This is a genomic window from Burkholderia territorii (assembly GCF_902833055.1).
Lineage (GTDB): Bacteria > Pseudomonadota > Gammaproteobacteria > Burkholderiales > Burkholderiaceae > Burkholderia > Burkholderia territorii.
The window spans coordinates 1-599 of sequence record NZ_CADFEJ010000077.1 but is presented as its reverse complement, the minus strand read 5'-3'; the positions used below and the strand labels follow the sequence as shown (position 1 = coordinate 599).

Here is a 599-nt window from a genome sequence, read left to right as displayed (position 1 = left end):
GCGCCAAGGGGCCGGCCGCGATCGAGAAGTTCATCGCCTCGCTGCTGGCCAAGGTGCCGGACTTCGCGTTCAAGGACGTGCGCATGCTGATCGACACGCCCGGGCAGGTTTTCGGCGAATACTCGGTCGAGGCGCTGGTGCCCTCGACAGGCAAGGTCTATCGGCAGATGTACGCGGGCCGGCTGGTCGCGGAGGGCGGCAAGATCAAGCTGCTGCGCGAGTCGCTCGACACGGTGGCCGCGCAACAGGCCTTCGCGCCGCCGGCAGCCTGACGCAGACGGCAGACGGCCGTACCGATATCAATCTCTCGCCATTTCCAGCAACCAGTCGCGCAAGGCGGTCACCTTGGCGCTATCCGCGAATTCGACCGGCGAGACCAGATAAAAGCCGCGGTCGGTAGTCGCCACCAGGTCGAACGGCGCCACCAGCCGTCCGGCGCGCAGATCGTCCTCGACGTAGGCGCGCCGTCCGATGCAAACGCCCTGCCCGTCGACCGCCGCCTGCACCGCCAGCAGCGCGAGATCGAACCTCATGCGCGCGCTGCCCGCCAGACGGACGGGGAGCGCCGCCGCTTCGAGCCAACGCGGCCAATCGTCGGC

The 599-nt window shown here is 68.6% G+C and carries 2 protein-coding genes; one reads left to right on the top strand and one right to left on the bottom strand.

From position 1 onward, the window contains the following. Window positions 1–272 (top strand): nuclear transport factor 2 family protein (locus tag HW466_RS31080; protein ID WP_176316140.1); only part of this gene is annotated, 272 nt, incomplete at its 5' end. Window positions 273–299: 27 nt separating this feature from the next. Here HW466_RS31080 and HW466_RS31075 read toward each other — a convergent pair. After that, window positions 300–599, bottom strand: a 300-nt coding sequence (locus HW466_RS31075; protein ID WP_244138250.1) for a LysR substrate-binding domain-containing protein, incomplete at its 5' end; no start/stop codon positions are given.